The organism is Cellvibrio sp. GW822-FHT04B05 (assembly GCF_058800985.1).
Map to the genome: position 1 here is coordinate 223,002 of NZ_JBXAMU010000003.1, position 25,948 is coordinate 248,949.

17 protein-coding genes are annotated in these 25,948 nt (G+C 51.1%); 11 read left to right on the plus strand and 6 right to left on the minus strand.

The window, feature by feature from the left end:
• Window positions 1-52 precede the first annotated feature (52 nt).
• Window positions 53-454 carry a hypothetical protein gene (locus tag AC1RJL_RS10925; protein ID WP_492913853.1) on the plus strand — a complete coding sequence of 134 codons (402 nt, stop codon included), beginning with the start codon at window positions 53-55 and terminating at the stop codon, window positions 452-454.
• Window positions 455-616: 162 nt separating this feature from the next.
• Here the strand turns inward: AC1RJL_RS10925 and treS are convergent, their stop codons facing one another.
• Window positions 617-3,901 (minus strand): maltose alpha-D-glucosyltransferase, encoded by a 3,285-nt coding sequence (gene treS, locus AC1RJL_RS10930; protein ID WP_492913855.1) that lies wholly within the window; start codon window positions 3,899-3,901, stop codon window positions 617-619.
• 527 nt (window positions 3,902-4,428) lie between these two features.
• Here treS and AC1RJL_RS10935 point away from each other — a divergent pair.
• The 9 genes from AC1RJL_RS10935 to AC1RJL_RS10975 all read left to right on the plus strand — a co-directional run bounded on the left by AC1RJL_RS10935 (window position 4,429) and on the right by AC1RJL_RS10975 (window position 15,883).
• Window positions 4,429-4,995, plus strand: a complete 567-nt coding sequence (locus AC1RJL_RS10935) for a DUF4142 domain-containing protein (RefSeq protein ID WP_492913857.1) — start codon at window positions 4,429-4,431, stop codon at window positions 4,993-4,995.
• A 116-nt stretch (window positions 4,996-5,111) separates the two neighbouring features.
• Window positions 5,112-5,492, plus strand: coding sequence for a termination factor Rho (locus AC1RJL_RS10940; protein WP_492913859.1), 381 nt, complete (start codon window positions 5,112-5,114; stop codon window positions 5,490-5,492).
• Between the two features lie 61 nt (window positions 5,493-5,553).
• Window positions 5,554-6,663, plus strand: coding sequence for a mechanosensitive ion channel family protein (locus AC1RJL_RS10945; RefSeq protein ID WP_492913862.1), 1,110 nt, complete (start codon window positions 5,554-5,556; stop codon window positions 6,661-6,663).
• 86 nt (window positions 6,664-6,749) lie between these two features.
• The gene (gene glgA / locus AC1RJL_RS10950) at window positions 6,750-8,321 is read left to right on the plus strand and encodes a glycogen synthase GlgA (protein WP_492913864.1); all 1,572 of its coding nucleotides are present in this window, start codon (window positions 6,750-6,752) and stop codon (window positions 8,319-8,321) included.
• Window positions 8,321-10,075, plus strand: a complete 1,755-nt coding sequence (gene treZ / locus AC1RJL_RS10955) for a malto-oligosyltrehalose trehalohydrolase (RefSeq protein ID WP_492913866.1) — start codon at window positions 8,321-8,323, stop codon at window positions 10,073-10,075. Before glgA ends, treZ begins: the two co-directional genes overlap by 1 nt.
• Window positions 10,076-10,187: 112 nt before the next feature.
• Window positions 10,188-13,139, plus strand: coding sequence for a malto-oligosyltrehalose synthase (locus AC1RJL_RS10960; protein ID WP_492913868.1), 2,952 nt, complete (start codon window positions 10,188-10,190; stop codon window positions 13,137-13,139).
• Complete coding sequence (locus tag AC1RJL_RS10965) at window positions 13,126-13,437, plus strand: DUF2934 domain-containing protein (RefSeq protein ID WP_492913870.1); 312 nt, start codon at window positions 13,126-13,128, stop codon at window positions 13,435-13,437. Before AC1RJL_RS10960 ends, AC1RJL_RS10965 begins: the two co-directional genes overlap by 14 nt.
• Window positions 13,438-13,475: 38 nt before the next feature.
• Complete coding sequence (gene glgX, locus AC1RJL_RS10970) at window positions 13,476-15,647, plus strand: glycogen debranching protein GlgX (protein ID WP_492913872.1); 2,172 nt, start codon at window positions 13,476-13,478, stop codon at window positions 15,645-15,647.
• Between the two features lie 59 nt (window positions 15,648-15,706).
• Window positions 15,707-15,883 carry a hypothetical protein gene (locus AC1RJL_RS10975; RefSeq protein ID WP_435785089.1) on the plus strand — a complete coding sequence of 59 codons (177 nt, stop codon included), beginning with the start codon at window positions 15,707-15,709 and terminating at the stop codon, window positions 15,881-15,883.
• An 87-nt stretch (window positions 15,884-15,970) separates the two neighbouring features.
• Here AC1RJL_RS10975 and AC1RJL_RS10980 read toward each other — a convergent pair whose 3' ends face one another.
• Window positions 15,971-18,553, minus strand: coding sequence for a glycoside hydrolase family 3 protein (locus AC1RJL_RS10980; RefSeq protein ID WP_492913874.1), 2,583 nt, complete (start codon window positions 18,551-18,553; stop codon window positions 15,971-15,973).
• A 538-nt stretch (window positions 18,554-19,091) separates the two neighbouring features.
• Between AC1RJL_RS10980 and AC1RJL_RS10985 the strand changes: the two genes are divergently transcribed.
• Window positions 19,092-21,080, plus strand: coding sequence for a carbohydrate-binding protein (locus AC1RJL_RS10985; protein ID WP_492913876.1), 1,989 nt, complete (start codon window positions 19,092-19,094; stop codon window positions 21,078-21,080).
• An 80-nt stretch (window positions 21,081-21,160) separates the two neighbouring features.
• Here the strand turns inward: AC1RJL_RS10985 and AC1RJL_RS10990 are convergent, their stop codons facing one another.
• From AC1RJL_RS10990 to AC1RJL_RS11005, 4 genes are read right to left on the minus strand one after another with little or no spacing between them, the layout of a single operon-like run.
• Entirely contained in the window at window positions 21,161-21,907 is a 747-nt protein-coding gene (locus AC1RJL_RS10990; RefSeq protein WP_492913878.1) for an SDR family oxidoreductase, read from the minus strand.
• A gap of 18 nt (window positions 21,908-21,925) precedes the next feature.
• The gene (locus tag AC1RJL_RS10995; RefSeq protein ID WP_492913880.1) at window positions 21,926-23,134 is read right to left on the minus strand and encodes a GDSL-type esterase/lipase family protein; all 1,209 of its coding nucleotides are present in this window, start codon (window positions 23,132-23,134) and stop codon (window positions 21,926-21,928) included.
• Entirely contained in the window at window positions 23,131-24,369 is a 1,239-nt protein-coding gene (locus AC1RJL_RS11000) for an SGNH/GDSL hydrolase family protein (protein WP_492913882.1), read from the minus strand. The genes AC1RJL_RS10995 and AC1RJL_RS11000 overlap by 4 nt, the downstream gene beginning before the upstream one ends.
• A 4-nt stretch (window positions 24,370-24,373) precedes the next feature.
• Window positions 24,374-25,774 (minus strand): MBOAT family O-acyltransferase, encoded by a 1,401-nt coding sequence (locus AC1RJL_RS11005; protein WP_492913884.1) that lies wholly within the window; start codon window positions 25,772-25,774, stop codon window positions 24,374-24,376.
• Window positions 25,775-25,948: the final 174 nt, after the last annotated feature.

Genomic DNA, 25,948 nt, shown 5'->3' on the forward strand with positions numbered 1-25,948 from the left:
AACTAGGACGGTTGCCACACGCACGGATTATCAATTTGATAATGCCCAACGCTTGTGGAATCTGGTTCAGGATTTCCCGAATACAGCGTTGGATCTCACCAATACGTTTACCTACAACCCGGCGAACCAGGTAACGCAGCTCACGCAAAGCAATGCCTTGTACCAATACAGCGGTAATGAAAACCGCGCGGGTGCCTATGCTATCAATGGCTTGAATCAATACACCACGGTGAATGGTGCAGGAATTGGCTACGACAACAATGCCAACCTTACCAGCGACAATGGCGCAATCTATCAATACGACGATGAAAACCGTTTGCGCAGTACCAGCGGTACGGGTATCTCTGCATCAACCTTGAAATACGATCCGCTTGGTCGCCTATTCCAGCCAACGCCCCTTGAATTGCAACTAGGGTACCGTTCTTGTGACGGGTACTGCATCTTGCGCCGATAGTCATACACCATGCGTCCATTCTTGATCTTACGAAGGCTGGGTATAAATATTAAATTGGAGAAGAGTATTAGAAAATTGAAGTCAGGCCAGCTATTAACACTGTAAAGCTGTCAATCAATAATCGGTAACTCACCATACAATTCGGCTTCTTTATGGGGAGCATTAATTTTCCAATAAGCTTTTCACTAACTCCCACAACCCCTGCGTCGGCAAGCTTAACCAATTCGCATCGTAATGCGCTTTAAAAATAGTATTGATACGGTTATCAATGCTACACAACGCGAGTGTGGCTTCATTTTGTTGCTCAGCATGAACTGCAATTATTGATTTGGCGGTACTGCGATACTCATCATAAAATGCAGTGCGTGATAATGTTAAATAATGAATAGCCAGTTCGCTGCATTTTTCTGCTTCAGCCAATACATCCGTGGTTTTGATATTGCGGATTGCTACCGCAGCGGCGTCATCAAATGAGCAGAGCATATCGGCGACATCATTAAACGGGCTGTTGTGTAAATCGGCGGCGATACTGTGGCCGGTGCTCTCTTCTTCAAAGTTGGCAAAATAGGCATCACCGCGTACGACCAACACACGTGCTAAATGCAAATTCCCGTGGATACGTGTGCGAATACCGCCGCTTGCACGGCTGGCGAGCGTAGTAATTAATTTGGTGATTGCTTTGCTGTTGGCCTGCAATGCATCGACTATGTCGGCGCCCGCCACCGAGCGACATTCGCTGAGTAATTGCAATGCATGGGTGAAATTTTCAGTAGTATTTGCAGCCCATTCGCTCGCATCCGGTTTGGTCATTTTTTTGCTGCCGAAGCGTGGATTGTCGCTCTTCTGCGCCAGGATCATGTGCATCTCACCCAATCGTTTGCCGAGTATGCGTGCAAAATTGCACAGCTCTTCCAGCGGTGGGCATTGGCGATCCATAGAGGAACTGCCGCTGCTGGTTTGATCGCGGAAGGCGCGCTCCAAAATATTTTGTGCCCACTGCCAGGCATCGCCCTGATTACTTTCGTAACCTTGCAAAATCATTAGTGTGTGCGCGTTGTCCTGTTTGTTGACGCGGCGTACTTCACCCAGTATTGGTGGAATGTTATTGAAATTGTGCGCGATTAAATAATTGCTGATTTCAATTTCCGGATGTAATCCATCAATTAATCGGCGCACCGGTTTAAGTACCATCGCCTCGCCCACGACAACGGCACAGTTGGCTTGTTTAGTGGCGACGAGATTAATTTCTTCATCGGCTTTTTCTTCCATATCCAACAGCAGTTGTGTGGGAATGTAATGAATTTCACCGTCTTCCCATTGCTCTACCACATGGTCGCGCAGGTTGCGGATAACTTTCCGACTGAAATCGGGTAAGGTGAAGGCATCAGTCAACAATCCCACTGTGCGTTTTTGGCGCAGGCGTGCGATGGCTAATTGTTGCGATAAAGTTCCCGCCTGATTGTCCGGCACAAACGCGAGTGGCAAATAGTAATACTCGGGTGTTGCGCGACAATTTAATTCCACTTCCACCAAGAGATAAGAATTTGTTTCATCGCCAAAGGTATTGGCGTGCAGCATACGCACTTCATTTGCTGGCTCGCCGGGATGGCAAACCCAGGGGCGCTTGGGCAAATAGGCGGGTAAGGATTCCTGTTCAAGCGTAGTGCGCGCAGGCAATTGCAATAAATCCGTTAGGCCTTGCTTGATAATCAGCGTTGGCAATTCCGGCATTGTTTCAATTGGAGCTACATACCAGGCCGGCATTTGTGTTTCATCGGCGAGTAAAAACCAATAAAAACCGTAGGGCGGTAATGTCAGCAAATAATTTAATTTGGTGATGGGCGGGAATAAGGTACCACCGATCATTTCTACCGGCGCTTTGCCTGCATAAATTGAAAGATCCAATTCAGCCGCCTGCGCCGCGCGCGACATATTGGCGACGCAGAGAATAATTTCTGTCGTCCCTTCAGGGTTGGTGTATTCGCGAATATACGCGAGTATGCGCCGGTTAACGGGAGTGAGAATTTTCAGGCTGCCGCGCCCAAAGGCTTTCTGCTGTTTGCGCACTGCCAACATGCGGCGCGTCCAATTCAGCAGCGAGTGAGTATCGCGCGCTTGTGCTTCTACATTAATTGTTTGGAAGCCATAGAGCGGATCCATAATGGCGGGTAAGGTCAGGCTTGCAGGATCAGCGCGGGAGAAGCCGCCGTTACGGTCGTTCGACCACTGCATCGGCGTGCGCACACCGTGGCGATCACCGAGAAAAATATTATCGCCCATCCCGATTTCATCGCCGTAATAAATTGTCGGTGTACCCGGCATGGACAGCAGTAAACTATTCAGTAATTCAATGCGGCGACGATCGCGTTCAACCAGCGGCGCGAGGCGGCGGCGAATACCCAAGTTCAAACGCGCGCGCTTGTCGACGGCGTAGTGATTCCACAAATAATCGCGCTCGTGATCAGTCACCATCTCCAGCGTCAATTCATCATGGTTGCGCAAAAAAATGGCCCACTGGCAATTCTCGGGAATGTCGGGCATTTGCCGCAGGATATCAATAATCGGAAACCGGTCTTCCTGCGCGATAGCCATATACATACGCGGCATCAGCGGAAAGTGAAATGCCATATGGCATTCGTCGCCGTTGCCAAAATATTGCTGGATATCTTCCGGCCATAAATTCGCTTCAGCCAGTAACATGCGGTCGGGATATTGCGCGTCCAGATACGCACGGATTTGTTTGAGCACTGCATGGGTCTCGGGCAAATTTTCGTTGCCGGTGCCTTCGCGCTCGATTAAATAAGGGATTGCATCCAGGCGCAAACCATCGACACCGATATCAAACCAGAAACGCATAATGCTCAGCACTTCCTTGAGCACATCCGGATTATCAAAATTCAAATCGGGTTGGTTGCTGTAAAAGCGATGCCAGAAATATTGGCCGGCGACCGGGTCCCAGGTCCAATTGGAATTCTCGGTATCGGAAAAAATAATACGCGTACCTTCGTATTTTTGGTTGGTGTCAGACCACACATAAAAGTTGCGCGCGTTGGAATCTTTCTTTGCTTTGCGCGCTTTTTGGAACCAGGGATGTTGGTCGGAAGTATGGTTGATAACCAGTTCGGTAATGACTCGCAGGCCGCGCTTGTGTGCTTCCTTAATAAAGCGGCGCGCATCGGTCATGGTGCCATAGGCGGGATAGATAGCACGGTATTCAGCAATATCATATCCATCGTCGCGCATAGGTGATGGATAGAAAGGCAGTAACCAAATTGCATTCACACCCAGTTCGGCGATGTAGTCCAGCCGCTCGATCAGTCCGGCAAAATCACCGATTCCGTCATTATTGGAATCAAAGTACGATTTCACGTGTACTTGATAAATAACGGCATCCTTGTACCAGCTCGGATCATTTAAAAACGCATGATGCCCGGATTTTTTTGCCATAAGCTGCCCCACTTTCCCCGGTTAAATTTTCCGTGTGAATTTCGACGGTAACACCGCTCACTAAAATTTATTAAAATTGCAAATAGCAGACCAAATTGGTGCCAGAGTCATAAGCGGTAGCGGTTATAAATTAAAAAAATTATCGCCTGAACTCTTGGTTCAGCATCTTTCACTGTAAAATCACTACGTCCACTTTACCTTACTAACACCACTGTCTTCTTGCTGTTCTTCACTGCTAGCCCTTGAAAAAATTACAAATTTTGTGCGTTGAATAAGCATTAAAGTAGTAAACAGCTTTTTTCATAGAACTTCAGTAATACTCCACTCAGTGCGTCATGACACCTAATTTTCAATTAACTTCACTTAAATCAACATGCTCTGTGCGCCATCCCACTTAGCCGGGCATTATATTTTTATTAAGCCATCGTTCAGCAAATTGGCCTTGATATTGCGTAGTTACCCTTACCTTAAAATGCTAATCATTTTAACGTTTACGCAATATCAATTATTGGACGAGGTAATAAATTATGAAAATTTCAAATTTCAAATTTGCAAGCACCTTCTTTGCCGGACTTTTCTTCGCTGCATTTAGTTTGGTTGGTGCCCAGGCATTTGCTGCGGTAGACGCTGATGATTTTATTGAAGAAGCCTCTGCAAAAGGTATCGCCGAGATTGAAGCCGGTAAGCTTGCGGTACAAAAAGCTACTTTTCCGGAAGTAAAAGCGTTCGCAAAAAAAATGATTGAAGACCATGCTGCTGCCAATAAAGAACTGCGCGCACTGGCCACTAAAAAGAATGTGAAGGTCGCTGACGATGCCGAACTGCTTTCCAGAGCTAAAGCCTACGTTTTAAAACAACGTGATGGTGAATCTTTCGATGCCGCCTACGTGAATAATCAAATTGATGCGCATAAAGCGGCTATCAAATTGTACAAAGACGCTTCATCTTCTACTGATGAAGATGTGCGTCGCTTGGCAGCAACTTCCCTGCCTAAGCTTGAGCATCACTTGACTGAAGCTGAAGCATTGGTTGGTGTGCTTGCCCGTGGCAGTAACAACATCAAAGCTGACGATGGCAAAGCTGATCATCACTAGGTTGATTGGTAATACATCATTTAGCAGTAAGGAAGCGTATTTCTTAAGTCTGGCGGGTATTCCCCGCCAGATGGCATGAAGGTCAAATCAAACGAACTTGTTGAGGAGATGAAATCATGGCCACAGGCAGTAAAGCAAAATATACCGAAGCGCAAAAACGTAAGGCTCGCCATATTGAAGAAGGCTATGAGAAGCAGGGAATTTCTTCAGAAAAAGCAGCGGAAATTGCGTGGGCAACGGTGAACAAACAATCGGGCGGTGGTGAAAGATCCGGTTCTGGCAAGCGCACCTCACCAGCAGAGAAAAAAGCGGCACGCAAGGATTCTGCGCGCAACGCGGTAGCGACCAGGCAGGATAAAGCGAGTGCTAATTCGCTGGAGTCGCACACCAAAGAATATTTATTAGGACGGGCAAGGGCTTTGCATATCGCAGGCCGCTCATCCATGAATAAATCAGAACTTATTCTGGCGCTGCGGCGGGAATCGTCTACGAATTAAAACCGCTGCTGTTAATGTAATTTAAATGAAGTAATTACGTTGTTGCGGAGATATGGTAACCATGGCAATTAATTGGGAAGTATATATTGGTGAAATTAAACTGCTAGTCATTGCGGTCTGTGTATTTCTCTTTTTAATGCTGTGCGCGCGGTGGATCACCCGTATTTTGATTCGCATCGTTTCGCCCTTGTCATTTGCGCGCGATATTTTTGTCAATATCGCTGCCCCACTGCATTTATTAATTCCGCTCCTGGGCTTACAAGCTGTGTGGGGCACTGCTGACGATAAAACGCTATTTATTTCCCCGCTGCGCCACGCAACTACCTTATTTATTATTGGCGGTGTCACTTGGCTCGGCTTGCGCATTGTCGATGCACTGCATCAATTAATTATGAAGCGCAATCCTACCGATATGAGCGACAACTTGTCGGCGCGCCGTATTCAAACCCAAACCAAAGTGATTGAGCAGACGCTTAGTTTACTGGTGATTTTATTTGGTCTCTCCGCAATGTTGATGACCTTTCCTATGGCGCGCCAGTTTGGTACCAGTATTTTGGCTTCAGCTGGCCTTGCCGGTTTGGCGGTAGGTTTTGCAGCTAAACCGGTGTTGGGAAATTTAATTGCGGGATTGCAATTGGCGTTTACCCAACCGATTCGCTTGGATGATGTAGTGATTGTTGAAGGTGAATGGGGTCGCGTTGAGGAAATTACCGGTACTTATATTGTGATCCGCATTTGGGATGACCGCCGTTTAATTGTCCCTCTGCAGTGGTTTATTGAAAATCCGTTCCAGAATTGGACTCGTAAAACGTCATCGCTGCTTGGTTCGGTGATGCTGTGGGTGGATTACGCCTTGCCGTTGGAACCGCTGCGCGAGAAATTGGATTCGCTCTGCGCGCAAGTGCCGAATTTGTGGGATGGCCGCGTGAAAGGTATCCAGGTGGTCGATACTTCACCCAATGCAATTCAGCTGCGCATTTTGGTTAGCTCTGCCGATTCATCGCGCAATTTCGATTTGCGCTGTTACCTGCGCGAAAATTTAATCAATTTTATTATGGTGAATTACCCGGATCATTTCCCGCAAACCCGTGCGAGTTTGCGCGAAGTACATCCGGAAGTTGCGCCTGAAGCACAAAAAGTCATGGCGCCGGATCCACAGCCGCCGGTGTGATTGTGAATAGGACCTGTAAATTTTTAACATGAATTCCAATCGTCGCGCGAATTTGAATTGCAGCGACGATGCCAGGGGGAAATGAGATGTCAAATATAGCCTTAAAGGCAAGTCTGTCGAATGTTGAAGCAATGCGCAGGAGTTTTTCCGGGCGTCGGCAGCAGGCATCTGATCCAAATATAGATAAAGATTTGCAGCGCAAAAAAATCCTGTTTGTCACACCGGAATATACCGGCCTGATTAAAGCGGGCGGACTGGGTGATGTCTCTGCGGCGCTCCCCAAAGCACTTTCTGCACGTCACGATGTGCGGGTGTTGATTCCCGGCTACCGCCACATTATGAATAGCCATCCCATCACTATTGTTGCGCGTCTGGAAGGTTATGCCGGATTGCCCCCGTGCAAAATCGGACAGTTGATCATGGAAGATGGCAGTACGATTTATGTGGTGATTTGCCCTGAACTTTATGAGCGTGAAGGTTCGCCCTACGGCGATGCCAGCGGGCGCGATTGGCAAGATAACCATATTCGTTTCGCACGTTTTGCATTGGCTGCTGCTGACCTTGCAATGGGCAAAGCCCATTTGGGCTGGCGGCCGGAATTGGTGCATGCACACGATTGGCCGGCCGCGCTTACCCCCGCTTATATGGCGTGGCACGGGCAGACAACGCCGACGGTATTTACTATCCACAACCTTGCGCACCAGGGGCTTTTCGGCGCTGAGTGCGGGGCGGATCTCGGCTTGCCGCCCGAGGCGTTCGGCATTGAGGGAATGGAGTTTTACGGCAAGTTATCGTTTTTGAAAGCGGGTATCGTCTACTCCCATCAAATCACCACGGTGAGCCAGACCTATGCGCGTGAAATCACCCAACCGGCCTTCGGCTGCGGCTTGGATGGTTTGCTTAAGTGGAAATACGAGCAGGGACTTTTGCACGGTATCACCAATGGCATTGATGAAAGCTGGGAGCCAGGCTCTGACCCGCATTTGGTGGAGAGTTTCCGCGCGCAGGAATGGGAATCCAAACGCGTCAATACCCGCCATGTTGAGCGCTTGTTTAATTTGCCCAGCGGCAACGGTCCGCTGTTCGCCGTAGTGTCGCGTCTGGCGCAGCAAAAGGGTGTGGACCTGACGCTGGATGTGGCTTCATCGGTCGTTAATGCAGGTGGACGCATGGTGATTATGGGCTGCGGTGAGTCCCACCTTGAATCCAAGGCAGTGCAGTTGGCCAAACGCTATCCCGATAAAGTTGGTGTCCATATTGGATTCAACGAGGCGGAGTCACGCCGGATTTTCGCGGGCAGTGATTTCCTGTTAATGCCCTCGCGCTTTGAACCCTGCGGGCTGACACAAATGTATGCGCAGCGTTTCGGTTCCCTGCCAATTGCAACCCGCACCGGCGGCCTTGCCGACACTATTCAAGACGGGCTTAATGGGTTCCTCTTCCAGGATGCGGTTGCCAACAGTTATCGCGCGGCAATCGAGCGTGCGATGAAAGTATTTGCCCGCCCGACGCTGATGAATGCCATGCGCTCCTGCGCTATGACGTCACCGCGCTACTGGCGTGAATCAATCAAACCTTATGCCCAACTGTACCAGCGCACCCTGCAGGAAGCGCAGCGCAAACTGGCGTTCCTGCCGCTCTCCAGAGGTCATTGCTAATGGCTACTCCGATCCAGCGTCACGGGGCCAAAGTACAGCCCGATGGCAGCACCCATTTTTCGCTGTGGGCGCCTGATGCGCGGACTGTTTCGCTGCTCTTGTGGAGTGGTGAAGCGATTCCTATGGAAACATCCGGCAATGGCTGGTTCGAGGTGGAGCATTCGTGTGGCAACGGCATGGATTATCGCTTTGTGATCAACGGCGAGTTGCAAGTGCCCGATCCTGCCGCACGCGGGCAAGTGGATGATCCGGCGGGCTGGAGCCGCGTGCTCGACCATGCAACTTACCAGTGGCAAACCCCTCATTGGAATGGACGGCCCTGGCATGAGACGGTGATCTATGAAGTGCATGTAGGTTTGTTGGGCGGATTTGCAGGCGTGCGCCAACAGTTGTTGGCGCTGTCTGAATTGGGTGTGACGGCGATTGAGCTGATGCCGCTGGGCGAGTTCCCCGGTGAGCGCAATTGGGGGTACGACGGCGTGCTGCCGTTTGCGCCCGACTCGTCTTACGGTTCACCGGACGATTTGAAAGCATTGATCGATACCGCCCACGAACTCGGGTTGATGGTATTTATCGATGTGGTCTATAACCACTTTGGGCCGGACGGCAATTACCTCGGCCAGTATGCGAAGCCGTTTTTCCGCGACGATATCCAAACGCCTTGGGGCGCTTCTATCGATTTTCGTCGTCAGGAAGTGCGCGATTTCTTTTGCGAAAACGCACTCATGTGGGTGCTGGATTATCGCGTGGATGGCCTGCGTTTTGACGCGGTTCATGCCATTAGCGAGAAGGATTTTCTGGTCGAATTGGCGATGCGTGTGCGCGCTGCAATTCCGCCAGCGCGCCATGTCCACTTGATGTTGGAAAACGAGGAAAACGATCCTGTATTGCTGCAGCAAGGGTTTGATGCCCAGTGGAATGACGATGGCCACAACTTACTGCATCACCTGCTGACTGGCGAACAGGAAGGTTATTACAGCGAGTTTGCCGATGCGCCTACGGTAAAACTGGCGCGCTTTCTCGGTGAGGGTTTTATTTTCCAGGGCGAGGAGGATCGCCGCGGCCATAGTCGCGGTGCACCCAGTGGCCACCTGCCTCCAACCAGTTTTATCCTGTTCCTGCAAAACCACGATCAAGTCGGCAACCGCGCGTTGGGCGAGCGTTTGAACCAGTTGACCGATGAGGCTGCCCTCGGCGCAGCGCGTGTGTTGTTGCTCTTATCACCCATGGTACCGCTGTTGTTTATGGGCGAAGAGTGGGGATCGCAACAGCCGTTCCTCTTCTTTACTGATCATTCGCCCGAACTGGCCAAAGCCGTGTGCGAAGGCCGCCGCAATGAGTTTGCCGATTTCGGCAATCATCAGCGCGACCAGATTCCCGATCCTAATGCAGTCAGTACTTTTGATAATTCGAATCCCGGTTATGCCATCCCGAAAACAGCGGAACAGCAGCAGTGCCTGGATCTGTATCGCCAGTTGCTGGCGCTGCGGGCGGCGGAAATTACCCCACGTTTGGTCGGCGCTTACTCGGCGGGAGTGACGATGTTGGCTGAGGGTGCCGTCTCAGCATTTTGGCGCATGGGCGATGAACGCTTGCTGCGCATTGATCTCAATCTCGGCAAATCAGTTGTTGAGGTAAAAGCACCTTGGGAGCAAGTGCGTGTGCTTTTTAATCACGGAGTAGACGCGGCCAGTTATGTGCAGGGCGTGCTGCCCCCGCACAGTGCGCTGGTGACCCTGGATGAGGGTATTTAAAAAGAGGATGGCGGTATTTAAAGGATACGGCGGAATCTAACAGGGATTGCAGTAAAACAAGGATCTTTAAAACATTCAGCAGGCGACCAGAGCCTGTTAGCGAGAAACAGTAATGACAGAAGTCAGTGTGCCAATCGTCCGCGCCACCGCGCGCCTGCAATTCCATCGCGACTTCACGTTCGACGATGCGGTGTCACTAGTGCCCTATTTTGCCCGGCTGGGCATCAGCCACCTTTATTCGTCGCCGATCCTTAAAGCGCGCCCCGGCTCCACTTACGGCTACGATATGGTTGACCCGACTTGCGTAAACCCGGAATTGGGTGGCGAGGCGGGTTTGGAGCGATTGATGGCTGCCCTGCGCGCGGAGCAAATGGGCCTGATTGTGGACTTTGTACCTAACCACATGGCAGTCGGCGGCGATGCCAATCCCTGGTGGCTGGATGTGCTGGAATGGGGGATGCGCAGCCAATACGCGCATTTCTTTGATATCCAATGGAATTCACCCGACCCGCTGCTCAAAGGCCAGATCCTGCTGCCGTTTTTGCGTGCCGATTATGGTGAGGTACTCGCGTCCGGTGAAATTACCCTGCATTTTGATGCCGCTGCCGGTGCATTTTATGCCAAGCATTACGATCATATTTTTCCCCTCTATCCGCCCAGCTATCGCGATTTATTGAGCAAGTCAGGTAACGCGGCCCTGCAAGCGCTTGGGCGTCGCTTTGAAGCGTTGGAGCAGACCCCTGATTACTTACAACACGCACGCGCTCTGCGTCGGGAACTAAGTGAACAGGTGCGGACAGAAAATCTGGCCGATGCCATCCAGCGCGTGCTGGCGCAATTTACGGTGCAGCCAATGCACAGTGATGGCGACAGCGACGGAGACTGGAAGGATAAGGTTTATCAGGATGAAACCGTGCAGCGGCTGCATCGGCTTCTGGAAGGCCAGCATTATCGCCTCGCGAGCTGGCGCACGGCGGTGGACGACATCAACTGGCGGCGCTTTTTTGATGTTAATGAACTGGGTGCGCTCTGTATGGAGCGTGCTGAAGTCTTTACAGCCGTGCACGGCAAAATTCTGGAGTTGGTTGGCCGTGGCTTGATTGACGGGCTGCGCATTGACCATATCGATGGTTTGCTAAACCCGCGTGCTTACTGCCGCAAATTGCGCCGTTCGGTCAACGCGCAGATCAGCCGCCGCCCGGCGCCGTTGAACCGCGCGCACTTTGCTATTTATGTGGAAAAAATCCTCGGTGACGGCGAAGTGCTGCCTGCTAATTGGCAGGTTGAAGGTACTACCGGCTATGAATTTATGAACCAGATATCGCTGATCCAGCACGATCCGGTCGGCGCTATGCAACTTTATGATGTCTGGCACAATACCAGCGGTCGCACGCAGTCATTCAAGGAGGAGGAAAAAGAGGCGCGGCGCCTGGTGCTGTCCTCGTCATTGGCGGGCGATTTCGAGATGGTTGCGCAAGGGCTGCTGGCTATCGCGCGCGGCAATATCGCCACCCGCGACCTCACACTCGGCGCTATCCAGCGCGCTTTGTTTGAGTTAGTTGTGCATTTTCCGGTGTATCGCACTTATGCCAATTCCGGGCACCGCTCGATCCAGGATCAGGCGTTTTTCAGCATTGCATTAAACGATGCGCGGACGACCCTGGCGCAAAGTGATTGGCCGTTGTTGCAGTATCTGGACCAATGGCTCGGTGGCGAGCCGATTCGATCGCTGCCGCCCGGCCCGCTGCGCCGTTTGCGCCAGCGGACCCTGGCGCGCTTCCAGCAATTGACTTCACCTATCGCCGCCAAAGCGGTGGAAGATACCGCCTGCTACCGCTCGGCGGTATTGCTATCGCGCAACGATGTCGGTTTTGATCCGGCCCGCTTTAGCGGTTCGGTCGCGCAATTCCATCAGTATTGTGAAGAGCGGGCGACCTGCTTTCCGCAAAGCCTGCTCGCCACGGCCACCCACGATCACAAACGTGGCGAAGATACCCGTGCCCGTCTGGCCGTCATTAGCGAGCGCGCCGTCTGGTTTGCCGAAAAGGTCGCGCAGTGGCAGCAGCGCGCACGACCGTTACGCACCGAACTTGAAGATAGTCAGGCGCCATCGGCAGGCGATGAGTTGATCCTGTTTCAAACCCTGCTAGGAAGCTGGCCGCTCGACCTTGAATTGGTGAGCGAACCAGATCCGGAAAACAAGCGCGACATTGATCAGGGTGGGTTTGAGCAGGCGCGACGGGATGGACTCACCCGCTACCTCGACCGCTTGGTGCAATGGCAGGAAAAGGCGTTGCGCGAAGCCAAACTGCACACCAGTTGGAGTACACCGAATACTGATTACGAAGCCGCGTGTCGCCAGTATTTAACCCAACTGTTGCTTGCCGAAGATGCGCAGGATTTGCGCGAGGATATAGCTGAAGCCGCTCTGTCGCTGGCGCCGGCGGGCGCGCTTAACAGCCTCGGCCAAACCTTATTGCGCCTGACCACGCCGGGTGTGCCGGATTTATACCAGGGCAGTGAGTTTTGGGATTTCAGTCTGGTCGATCCGGACAACCGCCGCCCGGTGGATTTTGCGGCGCGTGTTACGGCTTTGGCCGACAACCTGACCGAGGCGGACGAGAAGGTTAACCAATGGCGTAGTGGCGCCATCAAACAACACCTCATCGCCAAAGTGCTGGACCTGCGAAAAACTTATCCCAAGTTGTTCATGAATGGCGATTACCAGCCGCTCACGGTGGAAGGCGCGCACGCCGACCGGTTAATTGCGTTTGTGCGTCACTACCAGGGCAAGTATCTGATCGTGGTAGTTCCGCGTCTGGCGATGAATTTGCTGGCCGGGAATCCGACTCCTTATGTTCCACCCGAGCAATGGGGCGATACCTGTTTGGTGTTGCCCGATACGCTTATCGATATTCGTTTATCCGCTGTGTTCTCCCGCCATCCCATCGTGTCTGAACAAGGCCGGCTGGCGGTGGCCGATGTCCTTATTGATTTTCCGGTAAACCTTTTGTATTCAATCCCCAACCCTATTGCAGAGGAATCCAATCATGAGCCTACATGAAAACCGTATCCGCGACCTTGCCTATCAAATCTGGGAATCTGAAGGCAGACCCCATGGCCAGGAAGCCAGACATTGGGAAATCGCCAGTAAATTAGCAGCTGAAGATATCGAGTCTGGATTCGGCAATCCTGGATTTGATAGCCCTGCACCGGTTGTCAGTACAACACCCAAGGCGCGCAAATCAACAATTACCAGCCAAGGTGCTGCAGTGTCAAACCAACAGCAGGCGGAGACCAAACCGGCCAAGCCTGCGCGCAAGCCGGCAAAATCCAAAAGTAATACGCCACAAATGAGCTGATCACGCCCGGGCAGACCTCAACCAGTAAGGAAAAGCATATGAATGCACGTGAAAAAGTGTCGGTGAATATTTCCACAGTGAATATTTCCACAGATAGCAGGCTGCACTCTCGTATCACCGAGGGTAATCCCTTTCCATTGGGAGCGACCTGGGATGGGGTGGGCGTTAATTTCGCTATCTTTTCAGCACACGCAACCAAAGTAGAATTGTGTTTATTTGATAGCACCGGCGAGGTGGAACTGGAGCGTATTACGCTGCCGGAATACACCGATGAAATCTGGCATGGTTATTTACCCAATGCCCATGCCGGCCAAATTTACGGCTATCGCGTCTATGGGCCTTATGCGCCGGATGCCGGACATCGTTTCAACCATAACAAGTTGCTGATCGACCCCTATGCCAAGCAACTGGTCGGGAAACTGGAGTGGTCGGAATGCCTGTTCGGCTACACCATCGGCTCTCCAGATGCGGATTTGAGTTTTGATGAACGCGATAGCGCCGCTTTTGTGCCCAAGGCCAAGGTGGTTGACCCGGCATTTACCTGGGGTAACCACCACTCGTTCCGTGTCCCCACCGACAAGACAATTATTTATGAAACGCATGTGCGTGGGATGAGTATGTTGCATCCTGCTGTACCCAAGGATTTGCAGGGCACCTTTGCGGGCATGGGACACCCCGAGGTGCTTAGGCATATCCGCGAATTGGGCGTTACCAGCGTCGAGCTACTGCCGGTGCATGCCTTTGTCGACGATAATCACTTGCTCGAACGCGGCCTGAAAAATTATTGGGGCTATAACACCCTGGCATTTTTTGCCCCACACACACCCTACACCGCCCACGGTCATCTCAATGAGTTCAAGGAGATGGCAGCGCGCTTGCATAACGCCGATCTCGAATTGATCCTCGATGTGGTTTACAACCACACGGCGGAGGGCAGCGAATTGGGGCCAACCCTCTCAATGCGCGGTATTGATAACGCCACCTACTATCGCTTGATCGACAATAACAAGCGCTATTACGTCAATGATTCCGGTACCGGCAATACGCTGGATCTAAGTCATCCTTGTGTATTGCGCCTGGTCACTGATTCGCTGCGTTACTGGACCAAGGAGATGGGTGTAGATGGTTTCCGTTTCGATCTGGGCACGATTCTCGCGCGTGAAAAAGAAGGCTTTAACGAACGGCATGGATTCAATCTCGCCTGTCGACAAGACCCAATGTTGAGCCAGCTCAAACTAATCGCCGAACCTTGGGATTGCGGCTTGGGCGGTTATCAAGTCGGCGCATTTCCGCCGGGCTGGCACGAATGGAATGACCGCTACCGCAATACGGTGCGTTCATTCTGGCGCGGTGAAAAAGGCAAGTTGCCGGAGCTTGCCAGCCGCTTGACTGGCTCGGGCGATATCTTCAACCAGCGTGGCCGTCGCCCGTCTGCTTCAGTTAATTTTGTCACCGCGCACGACGGTTTTACCCTGCATGATCTCGTTAGCTACAACGACAAACACAACGAGGCCAATGGCGATAACAACAGCGATGGCACTAACGATAATTTGTCGTCCAACTACGGCGCCGAAGGCCCTACTGACGATGAAAATATTATCAATATTCGCCAGCGCCAAATGCGCAATATGTTGAGTACCTTGTTGTTTTCGCAGGGTACTCCAATGGTGTTGGCGGGCGATGAATTCGCCCACACCCAGAGCGGCAACAATAACGTGTATTGCCAGGATAACGAACTCAGTTGGATCAATTGGGATCTGCAAGACCAGGGCAAAAAAATGCTTGCTTTTACCCAACGCATTATTAATTTGCGACAGACCTATCCCATGTTGCGACGCGGACGCTATTTGGTCGGCGAATACAATGAAGAGTTGGGAGTAAAAGATGTCACCTGGTTATCACCCGATGGCAATGAAATGCAGGACGACCAATGGGGCGATGAAAATCGCGCGTGTCTCGGCATGCTGCTCGATGGTCGCGCGCAACCTACCGGTATTCATCGCAGCGGCGCTGACGCTACTTTATTATTGATTTTTAATGCGCACCCGGAAGCGGTGGATTTTGTTTTGCCGGAAGTATTCCAGGGGAAAAGTTGGCAGTGTCTGGTCGATACCAATCGTCCGGAAGAGCACGACTCCGAGCACTACAAATTTGGCCACAAATTTGTGGTGACTGATCGCTCCCTGTTGTTATTTAAACTGCGCAAATAGTGTTGTTAAATTACGCAAACAAATGGATAAAAATATTATTTCACGCGAGGTAAACCATTATGAATATTAATAGACTTTGTCAAAATGCAGTGACGCCACCAGAGCCGAGACCGGTTGATCCATCGCCGGCAAATCCGGTCGAGCCGGAAATCCAACCGCCGCCGCCGATTCACCCGGAGCGCCCTATCCAGCCGACTGATCCGGTGGAACCAACCACACCGCAATCATTCAGTTAACAATTTTTTCACGCATAAAAAATCCCCGCCGGTTTACACCGGCGGGGATTTTTTTAATCTACTAATTAATTTACCGCAATAAATCAATTAAGGACATTTCACATCTTTGCCTGCGCCTTTTACTACACTCACTTTGGCAAAAGTAATATCCAGGGTGCCGCTAGTGATCAGTGAGAAAGGTTGCAGGATTTGTGTCCAATACTCTTCAGCCGGTTGGGTAACACCAAAGTTAGCACCGGATTGCGGATAGCATTTGAACGGTACTGTGACTGTCTGCCAGCCTTGTCCGCTGAAACCTTTTAATTTTTCGGTCAGGTCAATGTCAGATGCGCAGTAAGAGCCGCACCCTAAACGCAAATAAGTCGTCGCGCTTGGCACTGAATCGACTTTGATATCAAACACCAGCGCAGAATCGCTGTTGTAGTAATTGATAAAGTCCTGGCGGTTTGCCACTGACAAAGCGACTTGGCCACTGCCGGTGCCATTCCATTGCACGCGGCGCGCATCTTCCTGTACTTCGTTATCAACGGCTTCGATGCTGAGAGATGAAGCTTTAACTACTTTGCTATTCATTACGACCAGGTCATTTTGGAAACCGATAATTTCCAACTGCCATGGATCGATTGGGCGGCGGGTGAAAATTTCCAACACATCCAATGCTTCTGCCGCTTTTAAACCATCTTCAGACAGGTCATCTGCAAGTGTATCTTTATCGGCGTAACTCAAACCAAAACCGTAGGCAAACAGAGGGTCATAATTTTTGTCGCCGCGATTCAGTGGCGTTTGATCCGGGTGACGTGGCCAGGAAAAACTCAAACGGCCTTTGAAATCATTGTTCACTGCACCTTCAGCATTTTTGAAAATAACATCGGCAACACCGGCGCCTTCAGTACCCGGTTGCCAGATAGCAACAAACGCATCGGACGCATTGATTTCACGGTTAACCCAGAGTGGGCGACCGGAAATAAACAGGGACACCACCGGAATACCCTGGCTGCGCAATTTTTTCAACAATTCCAAATCCGCAGGGTTGCGCGGTTTGTATGCGAGCATGCCTATGTCGCCTTGCATTTCTGCGTAGGGATCTTCACCGAAGACAACGATGGCGACGTCCGGTTTTTCTTTGAACGAACCATCAGCACTCAGCGTTGTTTTACCACCGGCTGCAGTTACTACTTCGTTAATGCCAGCGTAAATTGAGGTGGCGCCCGGGAAATCGGAATTTTTATTGCCAGTGCCCTGCCAGGTTACTGACCAGCCGCCCGCTTGCTTGCCGATATTGTCGGCGCCATCACCGGCAACCAATACTTTTTGTTTGCGCGCGAGCGGCAACACATTGTTTTTGTTTTTCAATAATACTAATGATTCGCGTACCGCTTGACGTGCAACTGCGCGATGCTCGGGTGCACCCAATACTTCTTTTTTACCGGCGAGTGGACGGGTAGATGGCGCACCCTTTTCAAATAATCCTGCGCGGATTTTCACGCGCAAAATACGGCGCACAGCATCGTCCAAACGCTCGGCAGTAATTTCACCGGATTTCGCTTGCGCCAACAGATTGTTGTACAGCTCTTTCCATTTGGTTTCGGGGACCATGTAAATATCCAGACCGGCCATCAGCGATTGCGGGCAGTTAAGCGCGGTACAACCGGGGATAAAACTGTGGCCGCTCCAATCACCTACTACCAAACCGTCAAAGCCCATTTGGCCTTTGAGTACATCGGTGAGCAAATATTTGTGGCCGTGCATGCGTGTGCCATCCCAACTGGTGAATGACGCCATCACCACTTGCACACCGGAGCCAATCGCACTGAAATAACCGGCGCCGTGGATATCGCGCAGCTGCGTTTCGTCCGCTTGGGTCGGACCGCGGTCAACACCGTTCAGGGTGCCACCGTCGCCAATAAAATGTTTTGCGGTTGCGATTACGTGATCGTTGGAAAATAAATTGTTTGCACTGGCTTCGCCTTGCAAGCCTTCCACCATTTTTCCGGCAAATGCGCCGACGATTTGTGGATCTTCCGACCAGCTTTCGTAGGTGCGACCCCAACGGTCATCGCGTGCAACCGCAACAGTGGGGGAGAAATCCCAATCGAGACCAGTCACGGCGATTTCGCGCGCAGTCACGCGGCCGATTTCTTTGAGCAATTCAGGATTGTTGGTCGCGCCCAGTGCGATGTTGTGCGGGAACAGCGTAGCGCCGACCACATTGCCCAAACCGTGTACGGCATCGGTGCCCCACATAATCGGTATACCAATGCGTCCATTGGATTTATCCACCGAGGCGTTATAGAAGCCATCGGCCATCTTCACCCAGTCTTGCAGCGATGCATATTTGTTGCCGCCGGGGGTGCTGCCGCCGCCATTCAATACCGAGCCGACGTGATACTGCTTAACATCTTCCGGGGTCAGGTCTTTGATTTCCGGCTGTACTAACTGGCCGATTTTTTCTTCCAGGGTCATGCGTCCGAGTAAATCCTCAACGCGCGCTTCAACCGCCGGGCCTGTTTTAATCACGCTATCGATATGTGGCCAGTCGACTTTGGCCGAAGCGACTGGCGCCGTAGCGGTCGGAGCAGGGGATTCTGCCTTTTTGGAATCGCACCCCACAAGCAGGGAGAGCAAAACTGCACTCGAAACTAACGAGCGAAGGGGTAATTTATTGTTCATAGAGGGAGACCTATTTGTCGAACTAAGAAAATCAAGCCGATGCAACGCACCAAAACGGCGCGATAATAATCAATATTGGTTATATGTAATAGCCGAAAATACTCATACAAAAGTATTCGCTTATAAAGGTAGCAGTTAGCTGTAAAGATACGAACAAACTTTACCCTTTATGATGTTATTGATGACATAAGCCCTGCTCTTGCTGAGCAGCAAATAAGGCGTAATTTATTGTGCGGGAATTTTTTTCATCTGTGAAATTTGACTGCGGAGTAAGCCGGCCGAACATGAATCATAACCAGTTTCTTTTTGATAACTTTTGCTGGCGATTTGAATAATACCTGAGCATTTATTTGGTAAGAAATAAACAAAAGAATATTGGTCAGTTTCCATATGTAAAAATGTTGTTATCAGGTAGTCAGAGAGCTTGATCACAATTCTTAAAACTCTTCTACACTAAAAAAGCACCACTTCCGACCACTTATCAGGGTTCAAATTACGCGGCTCGCAAAGCTTATGCGGTTGTAGTTTTGGAGGAATCATGTTCAAAAAACAAGAGCTCACCCGCTTGGGGGATATATTAGTCAGCAAAGGATTAATCACACCCGAGCAACTTGATGCTGCAATCCGCGAGCAATCGAGAAGAAAATTACTGCTAGACCCGCTGGACCCCAACGCAAAAGTAGTACCCATTGGTGAAATATTGATTGAGTTGGGTTTTATCGACCGACTGCAATTGAAACGCGGATTGAATTGGCAACAGCGTTTAAGGCGCGCCTCTATTGCAATGGCCTTATGTGCTCCGTTTATGATCTTTAGCCCGAGTGCAGCAGCAAATGTTGTCCGGCCGGCTCCCATTACTGTCCAGGCAGAAAATTTTTCGCTCCAGAGTGGCACGATTAACGAAGCCACATCAGATGTAGGCGGTGGTCTAAATGTGGGTTATATCGATACAGCGGACTGGCTGAGCTATAACAATATCCAAATACCGGTAACCGGAACTTACAAAATCACTTACCGTGTAGCGAGCCTCAACGGTGGTGGCAGTATCTTGCTTAAGAATGCTACAACCGACGCTACCCTGGATACCGTCCCGATTGGCAAGACAGGAGGTTGGCAAACCTGGGGCGATGTTGAGCGCACTGTTAATCTTACTGCGGGGTCAATCAACCTTAAGCTGTTTATCGCTGCCGGTGGTTTCAACTTCAATTGGTTTAAAATTGAAAGTATGGATGGTTCGGTAGTCGCATCGAGTAGTTCATCCAGTGCAACATCCTCTTCTGCTGCCATTGCAGAAACCAAATTTCCTTATGTTATTCAGGCTGAAAATTACAGTTCCATGTTCGGTGTTCAAAAAGAAACGACCAGTGATATCGGCGGCGGGCAAAATGTGGGCTATATAGATACCGGCGATTGGATGTCTTATTCCACCTCGGTAATCAAAGCGCCGTTTACAGGTAAATACAAAATTTCTTATCGCGTCGCGAGCGCCAATGGCGGAGCTGTTCTGGCACTGAGCGACATCACCACCAATACGACTATCGACTCGGCAACCATACCGAAAACCGGTGGCTGGCAGCAGTGGGCAACTGTTGAGCGCGAAGTCACCCTGACAGCGGGAGAGCATAAATTTACCCTGGTTGCCACTACAGGCGGTGTAAATATTAATTGGATCCAGATAGAACCTATAGCGACGCCCATGCCGCTGACGATTGAAGCTGAAAGTTATTCAGGTATGAGCGGTGTAAAAACTGAAACTGCAACAGGGGATGGCGGTGGTATTAATGTAGGCTACATAGATGCCGGGGATTGGATGGTTTACAACAATACAGAGGTACTTGTCCCAAATACCGGTAAATATAAAGTGACTTATCGTGTGGCAGGTTCAACCGCTTCCTCTTTCCAATTGTATTCGCCGTCAAGTGGGGCTATCTATGATGATGTCCCGGTACCGACTACCGGAGGTTGGCAAAAGTGGGGCAATGTTGAACGCATTATCACCTTGCCTGCGGGACGTCATACCTTTGGTATTAAAGCGACCAAAACGGGTTTTAATATCAACTGGTTTAAGTTGGAAGCAGTAAACGATAACGGTGATCTCATCCCCAGCATATCGCCATCACCGGCAGTGGCGAGTTCTTCCAGTTCCTCAGCACCTGCTGTGGTTTCATCAAGCTCTTCTGCACCTGCTGTGTCCTCATCAAGTTCATCCAAAGCGGCGGTCAGTTCTTCAAGCTCCAGTGTATCCAATACCACTTCATCGGTTTCTTCTGTTGCCGGGCCGGTGGGTTTGCGTTGGACTGCGCCATCGAAACGGGAGAATGGTAATTATCTGGATATTACCGAATTGGGTGGTTATGAGCTTCGCTACAAAAAAAGTACCGATGCTAAATTCACTTATATTACGATCGATGATCCATGGACCAATACCTACAACTTCCCGTCGTTGAATGGCGATTATATTTTCCAGATAGCCGCCTTCGATAAAAACGGTGTGTACAGCCCCTTTGTCGATTTAGCACGGCAATAACGTTTAATTTTGTATTCTTCAAATAAAAAAGCAGTGAGCATTATGTTCACCGCTTTTTTATTTATATCTTGCGGTAAGGTTTAACGCCCGCCACTCACATCTACTAAAGATCCGGTGATATAAGACGCTTCGTCGGATGCCAACCACAATATTGTTTTTGCTATCTCATCCACTTCACCGGCGCGTTGCATTGGAATAGTCGGTGCTATGCGCGCAATCCTGCCGGCTTCCCCACCTTTTGCATGCAATTCAGTATTGATAATACCGGGGCGGACGCAATTGACACGAATGCCTTCTATTGCCAATTCTTTTGCGAGCCCCATGGTAAAAGTATCAATTGCGCCTTTGCTTGCCGCGTAGTCGATATATTCAAATGGCGAACCAAAACGCGCGGCGATGGAGGAAATGTTTACAATTGCACCGCCGTTGCCGGCATTGTTTTTACTCATGCGTTTTATCGCTTCGCGCGCACAGATAAAACTGCCGATTACATTTACTGCAAATATTTTTTCCAATTCGGTGACCTGGATATCGCGAAATAATTTTTGGCGCAATATCGCGGCATTGTTAACTAATACATCGATGCGGCCGAAATGGTTATCGAGTTGCGCAAACAGATTTAACACATCGGTTTCGATTCCCACATCTGCTTGCACGCAGAGCGCGCGTCGACCCAGTGCGATAATTTTTTGTGCGACTGCCTCTGCTTGTTCGCGATTGCTTAGATAGGTAATTACCAGATCGTAGCCACGCTCGGCGGCGAGTATCGCGGTCGCTGCACCTATACCGCTGCTGGCACCGGTGATAAGCATGACGGGATTTGGCATATCAACTCCTCGCGCTGACTAGTGTTTGTTCGCTTTGTCGATTTGATCCAGCAGCGCGATATAAAGTGCATCGGCACTGGCCGCGTAACCTTCCGCACTCATGTGCACAAGGTCGGGGCGCATTAACGGGACTTGCTGCTTCAACCAGAATTGCGCACCGCAATTCCCACCCATCATCGCCGCCCAATCCCAATAAAGTGTTTGCTCTTGCCGCGCGATGCGGCGCTGGCTGTTTTGTACTTTGACCAGACTCGGCGGCAAGGGAATGCGGCAGCGATCTTTCACATGAGGCGGTCGCGATTTGGCCGAGCTGGGCGCACCAAGCAGCAAAATTGCCGCTTCCGGTGCAGCAGCGCGCAAATTGCGGATTGCCTGGCGCAGTTCTGCTTCGTAAGTCTCTGGCACCAAATCCTGGCTGAAGGCCTCATTAGTGCCGTAGGCGAGGATGATCAGCTGCGGATTGCGCCACTGCAATTGTTCGCGCAGGCTCGCGCTGTTCCAGCGATTGATCACATTGGCGACCGAGCCATTGTTACCCAGCGCATCGAGTGTGATGCCCGGGACCATGCGATCCAATACCACCCCACCCAATTGTCCGCCCGCGGGCGCCAGCAATTTCAAACCATTGACGTTAGCGGCTGACAATTCCTGGGTGCTCAGTCGCCATGCCGAAGCACTGCTGGCCTGCACGGTTAATTTATGCAATTTACCGCTGGGCAGCGCGAGGCTCCAGGGTGTCGGACGCGGCTGCTGCCAAACGCCCAGGCGCCATTGTCCGGCAGCGGGCGCTTCCTTGGCTTTGATTTCAAGGATCGAGTTGCCGGTGGAGGTATTGATAAAACCGCCAAGGGGAAAGATGCCGGTATGTTTATTTTGCTTGGCATCGCTCAACTTCCAGCCGTTGCCGCCGCGCAACAGCACCTGATGGGAGCGCTGGTTGGTGATGTAGCCCGGTGTTAACCAGCCGATACCCGCATTGCCATACTGGTGTTGCAAACGCTGGCGCAATTGGCCGGTGAAGTAATCGCCGCCGGTATGGGAATCACCCAGTTGCATAATACGCAGCGGTTCTTGTCGCACACCGTTTTCCACTTGTTGGAATGCCTGCCAGAGTGCAGCGGCTTTTGGGTCGCCATAATTCAGGATCGGGATCGGCTCAGAGCCCGCGAGTAGCGGTGCGGATTTAAGCAGGCAGATTAGCCACAGGTACAGGTTCAGATATTTCATCGTTGGGTAATCTTGCTCTCGGTCGGGGCGATGTCGGGCTCGGGTTCAGGTTTCGGCGCCGGACTGAATTGGGTTAATGTAAGGTTCGCCAGCAGGCGATGTCCCTGGGTGGTGAAGTGCACACCGTCATCGGTACGCACCATAACACTGCCGCGCTCGGGCAACTCCAGGAATTTGGTAAAACGGCTGCCGACTGTCAGGGTTGGATCAGTAGCGACAAAACGGGCAAAGAGTGGATATTTTGCCGCTTCTTCCGCATAGATAGCATTGAGTGTCGGCACCTTGCCGAGCAAGTCTTCGCGCCCCATTGGCGGTGCACCTAACCAGATGAGGCGAGCGCGATGCTCTGCCGCCGTTCTGATAATCCGCGCGACGCGCTCGCGGTAAATCGCGGTCCACTTCTCAGAACCGAAGCGTAAATACTCCCCGTGGATAGTCATATCCCAAGGGTCATTAGCGCCAAGGAAAACGATCACCACTGCGTAATCTTCCAACTCAAACGCATCCTCAACTGTCGATGGCCAATCAAAGAAAGCCGGGTAGGTCAGGCCGGTGCTGTGTTTACTCAGATCCATGGATTCAACATGGAATTTGCGCTTGAGACCGGTGACCAAATGCGGCGCGAGTCCCTGCATCAACGAATCACCAATTAATAGAATACGTTCGCCCGCTGAGAGGATAATCGGCCCTTGGGCTGCGGCTATGGCTTCGGGAGTTGCCTCCGGTAAAGGTTCCGATTGTTCGGGTGATTCTGAAGCGGGCGAGGAGTCTGTCACCATCCCAGCAGAAACAGGTGTGCTGGTGATAACCTTAGCGATTGTCGGCGCTGTTGTGACATTCGCGACAACCACCGGTTCGGTGGTCGCCATTGCGGGCTCGGGGCAAGCCTGGGTATTGGTTGGCAGTATCGGGCATTGCAATGTTTTGATTACCGGCACTTCCACGCGCGGCAGTGCATTGTCGCCCGCCACCAATAATTGTCCGGCTAGCAACATGCGATGCTTGCTATCGGCAATAACCTTATCCAACCCTTGTTCCCACTCACGAAAAATAGGCTGTCCGGGGATAAATGAACTGGTGCTCGGCAGGCTGCCAAATTCCAGCAAAATATGATGCGTCTGTTGCCAGTATTGCAACAAAGCGCTACCCTTCACCACCACCAGCAACAGGCTGGCGAAAGTGATCGCGAGTAAGGCTTTGTGATGTTGTGATTCCATCTCGTCAGTATCATCCATAGCATCAAAAACCAAAATAAATAAAACCCGGCATGCCCGCCGGTGCCAATTCCATAATCACCAGCGCGGCGATCACCAGCGCAAGGCTTTGTCCCCACCAGGGCAACACGCGTAGTAGCGCAGCTGATTTTTCCATCATAGGTTCAGCGCGGCGCGCGAGGGTAAAAAACACCACCATCGCGGCCAATAATCCCAACCAATTCATACTGGGTAAGGTATTCCAGCGCGCGAAACCGGCAGCGTAAGTCGCCATCGCGTCCCAATCTTCCGCGCGAAATAATAACCAACCGAAGCAAACAAAAATAAAGGTAAGCCATTGGGTAATAGCATCCGGTAATTTCAACTCGGTCACTTTTTGCCAGGTGTTTTGTGCAATCAAACCCAAACCGTGCCACAACCCCCAAACTACAAAGGTAGCGCTCGCGCCATGCCAAAACCCCGAGAGCGTCATGGCGATCAATAAATTGGTTTGCGTGCGTCCCCAGCTGCCGCGATTACCGCCGAGGGTGATGTAGATGTAATCGCGAATCCAGCGCGACAAGGTGATATGCCAGCGCCGCCAAAAATCGCTCAAGCTGGTGGCGAGGTAAGGCTGGCGGAAATTCACCGGCAAACTAAAACCGAGTAATAGCGCAAGCGCCGTAACTACATCGGTGTAACCGGAAAAATCAAAAAACAATTGCCATGCATAAGCCATCAAACCGCACAGTAATTCCAGCGCATGGTAACCATCGGGGTTCGCAAATACCGGATTAACCCACTCTTCTGCAAGCCAGGCCGAGAGCCAGACCTTTTTTATCAGCGCCGAGATGATCAATAGGATTGCTACTTCCGGTGCGCCGATTTTTCGTTCTTCCTGTGGCTGGATTTGCGTCAGTAATTCGTTCGGTCGGCAAATCGGGCCAGCCAACAATGTCGGGAAAAAAGAAAGGTGTAATAATCCATCCAGCAATTTCGCCGGCTTGCATTCACCGCGTCCGACGCTGATCAGATAAGCCAACCCCTGGAATGTGTAAAACGAAATCCCAACCGGTAATACAAGTTCCAGCACCGGCAAACTCGCACCATTAAAAAACGGTGTCAGCAAGGCCAAGGCTTCTTCGCGGAAAAAATTATAGTATTTGAAAATACCGAGGTTAACCAGCGCGAGCACCACGCCCAACACCATCGGCCAGCGCCGCCGCACACCATTATGCCCATGTACCGCTTGCGCGAGAGCCAGGATCACCAGCGAAAAATTCAGCAGCAAGAGCGCAAAGCGCCAATCAAAGCTGCAATAAAAAAGATAACTCGCCACCAGCAGCAACACGTTCTGCACCCGCACCCCATGCGTAGAACCGGTCCACCAGTAGAGCCATAAAAAAACAACAAAAACGAGTCCGAATTCCGGCGAGAGATAATGCATTCACAACATCCATATATACATAGGTAAACAGGAACACAGTTAAACAGGAGCACAGTTGGGCAAGCGGCCATCATAAACAAACTGGCGTGTAAAATCTGTGGAAGGGATGTTGTCAGAGAGAATATTTTTACCGGGGCCAAGTCCTATAACGCTACAGGACTGGGATGGGATAGG